This window comes from Cognatiluteimonas weifangensis, assembly GCF_003416885.1.
GTDB lineage: Bacteria > Pseudomonadota > Gammaproteobacteria > Xanthomonadales > Xanthomonadaceae > Cognatiluteimonas > Cognatiluteimonas weifangensis.
Genome location: NZ_QVPD01000003.1, coordinates 300,702 through 308,013, shown reverse-complemented (window position 1 = coordinate 308,013; position 7,312 = coordinate 300,702). Strand labels below are relative to the sequence as shown.

Here is a 7,312-nt window from a genome sequence, read left to right as displayed (position 1 = left end):
GGGCCATGGATGGCCCACGACCCGACTTAAAGACAGGAGGTCGTCAGGAGGGCGCAGCACCCCCAGCCCGCCGGGCGGCGACTCCCTCCGAAGCCGATCCTGACGTGACGTCAAGCCAGGTATGGCCCGCGCCCCGACTGAGACAGGACGTCGCCAGCAGGCGCAGCCACCTCCAGCCGCCGGGCGGCGACTCCCTCCAAAGCCTGGAACAAAAAAGCCGGCTTGCGCCGGCCTTTTCGCATGCATCGGCGGCGCGGTGCCTACACCGAGTCCCACCACATCCAGAACTCGTCCCACAGGCGCTTGAAGAAACCGCCCTGCTCGACCGCCTCGATCGCCACCAGCGGCCGCTGCGCGATCACCTTGCCGTCCAGCGCCACCTTCACCGTGCCGATGCGCTGGCCCTTGGCGATCGGCGCGACCAGGGTCTTGGGCACGTCCATGGTCGGCTTGAGCTGCGCGTACTTGCCGCGCGGCAGGCTCACCAGCAACGGCTCGGCGACCCCCAGCCGGACCTCGCCGGCCTTGCCCTTCCACACCTTCTGTTTCGCCACTTCCTTGCCGGCGGCGTAAAGCTGATGGGTTTCGTAGAAACGGAAGCCCCAGTTGAGCAGCGCCTGGCTGTCGACCGCGCGCTGGTTCTCGCTGCTGTCGCCCAGCACCACCGAGATCAGGCGCTGGTCGCCGCGCTTGGCCGAGGCCATCAGGCAGTAGCCGGCGTTGGCGGTGTGCCCGGTCTTGATCCCGTCCACCGACGGGTCGCGCCACAGCAGCACGTTGCGGTTGGGCTGGGTGATCGGGCCGACGGTGAATTCCTTGATCTTGTTGTAGGAATACGCCACCGGGAAATCGCGGGCCAGCGCGCGCCCGAGCAGGGCCAGGTCGTAGGCGGTGCTGTAATGGCCTTCGGCCGAGAGCCCGTGCGGATTGACGAAGTGCGAGTTCTTCATGCCGATGCGCTGGGCATAGGCGTTCATCAGCGCCGCGAACGCCTGCTCGCTGCCGGCGACGTGTTCGGCCAGGGCGATCGCGGCGTCGTTGCCGGACTGCACCACCATGCCTTTCTCCATCTCCACCAGCGGCGCGGTCTGGTTGACCGGGAAGCCGCTGTAGCTGCCCTCGGTGCCGGCGCCGCCGGTGCGCCAGGCGTGCTCGCTCATCATCACCTGGTCGTCGGCCTTGACCTTGCCGGCGGCCATTTCCGCGGCGATCACGTAGGAGGTCAGCACCTTGGTGATGCTGGCCGGCTCGCGGCGCGCGTGGATGTTGTCCCCGGCCAGCACCTGGCCGCTGGCCGCATCCATCAGGATCCAGGCGGCGGCGGTGGCGGGTGCCGGCGGCGGCGGGATCGGCAGGGCGTCGCTGAGCGCGGCCGGCCGCGGCGCGGACGGCGCGGGCGTCTGCGCGAGGGCGAGACCGAAGACGGCGACGAGGGCGGCGGCAAGGGCGGCGGGGACTTTCTTCAAGACAACAGGCTCCGGAACGGCCGGCCTTCCGTGACCGGGATGACGGGGGCAGTCCGCAGGCGCAAGCCGCGGACCGGAAACACGCGAGTCTACTCGCGCACGGGTTGCGGCTGGCCGAAGCCCAGGCGCTGGATGCGCGCGACCAGCTCCGGCGTCCGCGCCGGATCGACCGGACCCACGCGCAGACGCCACACCCGGCGGCCGTTGGCGTCGGCGTCCAGCAGCCGCGCGCCGGCGATGCCGGCGCCGTCGAGCAGCGCCAGTGCGCGTTCGGCGTTGGCGTGGGCGGCGAAACTGGCGACCTGCAGGATCAGCCCGGCGCTGGCCGGCGGCGCGTCCGCGACCGTTGCGGCCGTCGCGGCGACGCCAGCGGCAGGCGGCACCACGGCAACCGCAGCGGACACGCCCGGCCCGTCGCCGGTGGCCGCGCCGGCGCCCGAGATCGGCGCTGCGGCCGCAGCCCGGCCCGCGAGCCGGACAGGTGCTTCGACCCCGGCTGCGCCTTCGCGCGGGGCCGGCTTGCCGGTGGCCACGCGCGCGCGGCGCGCGCGCATCCACGCGTCGAACTCGTCGGCGCCCATGGTGCGGCCGTCCTGGCGCATGTCGAAGCGCCATTCGCGGGCCTGCGCGGACCCGGCGGCGGCCGCGGACGCCGACGCCGGCGGGCGCTCGCCAGCCTGGGCGGCGGCGATCGGCAAGGCGCCGACCAGCCGGTCCAGCGCGCTCGGGGGCGACGGCGGGACCGCCGGGGCAGCCGGTGCCGCGGCTGCGGCGGCGGCGATCGCCGGCTCCGGCGGGCGCGCGTCCTCGCCCGGGCTCAAGCCCTGGACTTCGACCTGCGCGGTGCCGGCGCGATCGACGCCGAGTTTCACCGCCGCGGCATAGCTCAGGTCGATGATGCGGCCGTCGTGGAACGGACCGCGGTCGTTGACCCGCACCACCACCGACTTGCCGTTGGCCAGATTGGTGACGCGCGCGTAGCTGGGCAGCGGCAGGGTCTTGTGCGCGGCGCTGAAGGCGTACATGTCGTACACCTCCAGGTTGGAGGTGCGGCGGCCGTGGAACTTGTTGCCGTAGTAGGACGCCAGCCCGGTCTCGGCGTAGCCCTGGGCGCTGTCGAGCACGCGGTAGGACTTGCCCAGCACGCTGTAGGGCGAGCGGTTGCCGTAGCGCGAACGCGGCTCGGCGACCACATCCGGCTCCGGGATCAGGTCGATGTCGGGGATGCCGCCGCTGGGCGCGCTGTCGCGGATGTGCGGCGCATACAGGCCGCCGGCGACGTAATCGCCGCGCTTGCCCGGATCCTCCTGCGCCGGGGCGTAGGGCGAGCGCCGTGCGGGGGTCGCGGGCGACGCCGACCCCGGATCGATCCGCTGCCCGGTCGACGCCGGACCCGACCTGGGCGGCGCGCTGCTGCAGGCGGCCAGCGCGCCGGCGGTGAGCGCCAGGACCAGCCCGCGGGCGCGCGCGGGACTCATGCGCCGGGGGTTCCCGCCGCGTCGCCGGACGGCGGCTCGCTGCCGGCGCGGATCGCCTGCGCCAGCTGGTGCACCGCCAGCGCGTACATCGGCGAGCGGTTGTAGCGGGTGATCACGTAGAAATTGCGGTAGCCGAGCCAGTACTCGCGCCCGGCCGCGCCGTCCAGCGCCAGCAGGGTCGCGCCCTGGTCGGCGGCCACCCGCGGCTCGCCGGGCTGCGGCGTGTAGCCGCGCCGCGCCAGCGCCGCCAGCGGATACACCGGGTCGAGGGTGTCGGGGACGAAATCCGCGGCCGCCGGCGCCCGCGCCGCGCGCGCGACGACCGCGCCGCCGCGCTGCCAGCCGTGGGCCACGAAATAGTTGGCGATCGAGGCGAAGATGTCGTCGCGGTCGCCGATCAGGTCGCGGCGGCCGTCGCCGTCGCCGTCCTTGCCCCAGTTGCGCCAGCTCGAGGGCATGAACTGGCCCCAGCCCATGGCGCCGGCGTAGCTGCCGGTGAGCGCGGCCACGTCGATGCCCTCGTCCTTGCCCAGCGCGAACAGCTGCGCCAGCTCGCCGCCGAAGAACGGCGCGCGCGGGGCGTAGCCGAAGGCCAGCGTGTACAGCGCATCGAGCACGCGGTACTTGCCGGTGATGCGGCCGTAACTGGTTTCCACGCCGATGATCGCGACGATGTACTCGGCCGGCACCCCGCTGCGCGCGGCGACCCGGTCCAGCGCGGCGCGGTGTTCGGCGTAGAACGCGCGCCCGCCCTGGATGCGCGCGTCGTTGAGGAAGATCGGCCGGTACTGCGCCCACGTCCGCACCTTCTCGGCCGGGCGCGAGATGGCGTCGACGATGCCCTGCTGGAACCGCGCCTGTGCCAGCTGCGTGCGGACCGCGGCCGGGTCCAGGCCGTACAGGCCGGCGGCGTAATCGACGAACGCCTCGATCCGCTGCGCCTGCGGCAGCGCCGGGTCGGTCACTGCCGGCGGCGCCAGCGGGCGCTCGGGCGGCTGCGGGATCGGCGGCAGCAGGGGACCCTCGGCAGGCGCAGCCGCGGTCGAGGCCCGCGCCGGGGCGTGCGTGGCGCAGGCCGCCAGCGCCACGCTGGCCAGCAGCCCACAGGCCAGTGCCGGCGCCAGCGGGCGCCACCGCGGCCACGATCGGTACTGTCTGGACGTTGCGCGTCGGATCATCGGCGCGAGGGTAGCATGCGCTCCGGCAGGCTCAACCTCGGCGCCGCGCACGCACGCGCAGCCGAAAATGCGGTCGCGCGTCGACTCCCGGGCCGCCGCATCAACACGCCGCCGGACCCGGTCCGGTTCAATAGCCGTGCATCGGCTTGTGCGCGCGGACCGCCATCACCACGCCCAGGCCCGCCAGCAGCGACACCGCCGAGGTGCCGCCGTAACTGAGCAGCGGCATCGGCACGCCCACCACCGGCAGCAGCCCGGAAATCATGCCGCCGTTGACGATCACGTACACGAACAGCGACAGCCCCAGGCTGCCGGCGAGCAGCCGCGAATAGCCGTCGCGCGCCGACGCCGCGATCCACAGGCAGCGGCCGACGATGAACAGGTACAACGCCAGCACCGTCGCCACCCCGACCCAGCCGAACTCCTCGCTCAGCACCGCGAAGATGAAGTCGGTGGTGTGCTCGGGCAGGTAGTCCAGGTGCGACTGCGAGCCCTGGCCCCAGCCCTTGCCGGTGAGGCCGCCGGCGCCGATCGCGATCTTGGACTGGATGATGTTCCAGCCCGCCCCCAGCGGGTCGGACTCGGGGTCGAGGAAGGTCAGGATGCGGTCCTTCTGGTACGGCTTGAGCAGCCAGAACCAGGCCACCGGCGCGGCCGCGGCGATGCCGCCGGCCGCTGCCACGAACCACCACCACGACAGCCCGGCCAGGAACAGCACGAACGCACCGCTGGCCGCGACCAGCATCGCGGTGCCGAAATCCGGCTGCAGCAGGATCAGTCCGGTCGGCAGCGCGACCAGCGCGACCGCGCTGAGCACCACCCCGAACCGCGGCGGCAGCGGCTCGCGGTTGAGGTACCAGGCCAGCATCATCGGCAGGGTCAGCTTGAGCAGTTCCGCCGGCTGGAAATAGAACAGCTTCAGGTCGATCCAGTGGCGGCCGGAGCGGCCGGTGCCGATCGCCAGCACCAGCAGCAGCGGCAGCAGGGTCAGCGCATACGCCCCCGGCGTGACGTTGCGCAGCCGGTGCGGCGGCACCCGCGACAGCGCCCACAGCGCGGCGAAGCCCACCGCGTAGCGCGCGCCCTGCGCCAGCACCAGCCGCGGCGATTCGCCGCCGGCGCTGTACAGCACCGCCAGCCCGATCGCCATCAATGCCGCCAGGGCGACGCACAGCGGCCAGTCGAGGGTGCGCGCGAGCCGCGCGGCGAGGTCGTACAGCCAGCGCAGGATCGCGTTCATGGCCGCGCCGCCGGCCGCGGCGCCGCGGTGCTGCTCGCATGCGCCTGCACGTTGCCGAAGTCGGCCAGCGGAGCGCCGTCGGCGCCGGTGCGGGCGGGCGGCGCCGGCGGCGCGCCGAGCAGCCAGGCGTCCAGGATCTTGCGCGCGATCGGCGCGGCGGTGGTGGAGCCGAACCCGCCGTGCTCGACCATGACCGCGACCGCGATCGTCGGCGCCTGCGCCGGCGCGTAGCCGATGAACCAGGCCTGGTGGCGCAGGTGCAGCGGCAGCGCGTGCGGATCGGCGCTGACGTTGCCCTTGCGGCTGACCTTCTGCGCGGTGCCGGTCTTGCCGGCGATCAGGTAGGGCACATCGCGACCGATCGCGTAGTAGGCGGTACCGCCGGGCGCGGTGGTGGCGATCATGCCCTCGCGCACCGCCTGCAGGTGCCCGGGCTGGTCGCTGACGCGCTGCGGCGGCGGTTCGGGCAGCGCCTGCCACGGCGCGTTGTAGCCGTCGCGGCGCTGCCGCACCAGGTGCAGGCGCCGCAGCTGGCCGTCGTCGGCCAGCGCCGCGGTGGCGCGCGCCAGTTGCAGCACCGTCGTCTTCCAGTAGCCCTGGCCGATGCCGGCGATCACGGTCTCGCCGACGTACCACGGCTCCTTGCTGTGCGCCGCCTTCCACTGCGGCGAGGGCAGGATGCCGGCGCTCTCGCCGACCAGGTCGATCCCGGTGGGCGCGCCGAAGCCGTACTTGCGCATCCACGCATCGAAGCGGGCGATGCCCATGTCCAGCGCCAGCTTGTAGTAGTAGGTGTTGACCGAGGCGGCGATCGACTTGCGCAGGTCGGTCCAGCCGTGGCCGCCGGCGTGCGAGTCGCGGTAGCCGCGGCGCTGGCCGGGGATGTGGAACTCGCCGGTCGACAGCACCCGGTCCGACGGCGTGCGCAGGCCGCTGTCGAGCCCGGCCAGGGCGAGGAACGGCTTCACCGTGGAGCCCGGCGGGCCGCCACCGAGCACGTTGCGGTTGAACAGCGGCCGCGACGGGTTGTCGATCAGCGCCTGGTAGGCGTCGTGGGAAATGCCGTTGACGAACGCGTTGGGGTCGTAGCTGGGCAGGCTGACCATCGCCAGGATCTCGCCGCTGCGCGGATCCACCGCCACCGCCGAACCGTCGAAGTCGCCGAACGCCGCGACCGCGGCGCGCTGCAGCTCCAGGTCGATCGACAGCTTGAGGTCGGCCCCCGGCACCGCCGGCACCCGGCCGACGGTGCCCAGCGCGCGGCCCTCGACGTTGGTCTCGACCTGCTCGTAGCCGACGCGGCCGCGCAGCGCGGCGTCGTAATAGCGCTCGATCCCGGCCTTGCCGGTATGGGTGAAAGCGCTGTCGGCCGCGTCCGGCTGCTTGAGGTCCTGCTCGTCGATGCGGCCGACGTAGCCGATCACGTGCGCGAGCAGGGCGCCGTGGGGATAGCGGCGGTTGAGGTAGGGCACCAGCTCCACGCCGGGGAAACGCCAGCGGTCGACCGCGAAGCGCGCGGCCTCTTCCGGGCTCAGCCGCGGCTTCAGCGTGATCGGTTTGAAGCGCTTGCCGGCGCGGCGCGCGGCCTCGAACCGCGCCAGCTCCTCGGCGTCGAGCGCGACGATGCGCCGCAGCGCCGGCAGCCAGGCCCGCGGCGGGCCGGCTTCCAGCGGAGTGACGTCGAGCCGGTAGGCGGGCACGTTGTCGGCCAGCACGCGGCCCTCGCGGTCCAGGATCAGCCCGCGTCCGGGCAGCACCGGCCGCGGCTTGACCCGGTTGGCCTCCGAGCGCATCGCATAGTCGTGGTGCTCCAGCACCTGCAGCCGGAAATACCAGGCGGCGAGTCCGCCCAGCGTCAGCAGCACGACCGCGAAGCCGATCGCCGCGCGCACGCGGAACTGCATCGCCTCGGCGCCCGGGGACTTGAGCTGGCGGCGGCGCGGACCCATC

Annotated in this window: 5 protein-coding genes; all 5 read right to left on the bottom strand. The window is 73.4% G+C overall.

Translation table 11 applies throughout. The annotated features are described in order from the left end of the window. Positions 1 to 260: 260 nt before the first annotated feature. Positions 261 to 1,466: a D-alanyl-D-alanine carboxypeptidase family protein gene (locus tag D0Y53_RS04720; RefSeq protein WP_117202041.1), complete on the bottom strand. Its 1,206-nt coding sequence runs from the start codon at positions 1,464 to 1,466 to the stop codon at positions 261 to 263. Between the two features lie 89 nt (positions 1,467 to 1,555). After that, positions 1,556 to 2,944 (bottom strand): septal ring lytic transglycosylase RlpA family protein, encoded by a 1,389-nt coding sequence (locus D0Y53_RS04715; protein WP_117202040.1) that lies wholly within the window; start codon positions 2,942 to 2,944, stop codon positions 1,556 to 1,558. Further along, on the bottom strand, positions 2,941 to 4,122 hold the full coding sequence (gene mltB, locus D0Y53_RS04710; RefSeq protein WP_117202039.1) for a lytic murein transglycosylase B: 1,182 nt from the start codon (positions 4,120 to 4,122) through the stop codon (positions 2,941 to 2,943). Before mltB ends, D0Y53_RS04715 begins: the two co-directional genes overlap by 4 nt. 127 nt (positions 4,123 to 4,249) lie before the next feature. Beyond that, positions 4,250 to 5,362, bottom strand: a complete 1,113-nt coding sequence (gene rodA / locus D0Y53_RS04705; protein ID WP_117202038.1) for a rod shape-determining protein RodA — start codon at positions 5,360 to 5,362, stop codon at positions 4,250 to 4,252. Next, positions 5,359 to 7,311, bottom strand: coding sequence for a penicillin-binding protein 2 (gene mrdA / locus D0Y53_RS04700; RefSeq protein ID WP_117202037.1), 1,953 nt, complete (start codon positions 7,309 to 7,311; stop codon positions 5,359 to 5,361). Before mrdA ends, rodA begins: the two co-directional genes overlap by 4 nt. Position 7,312: the final 1 nt, after the last annotated feature.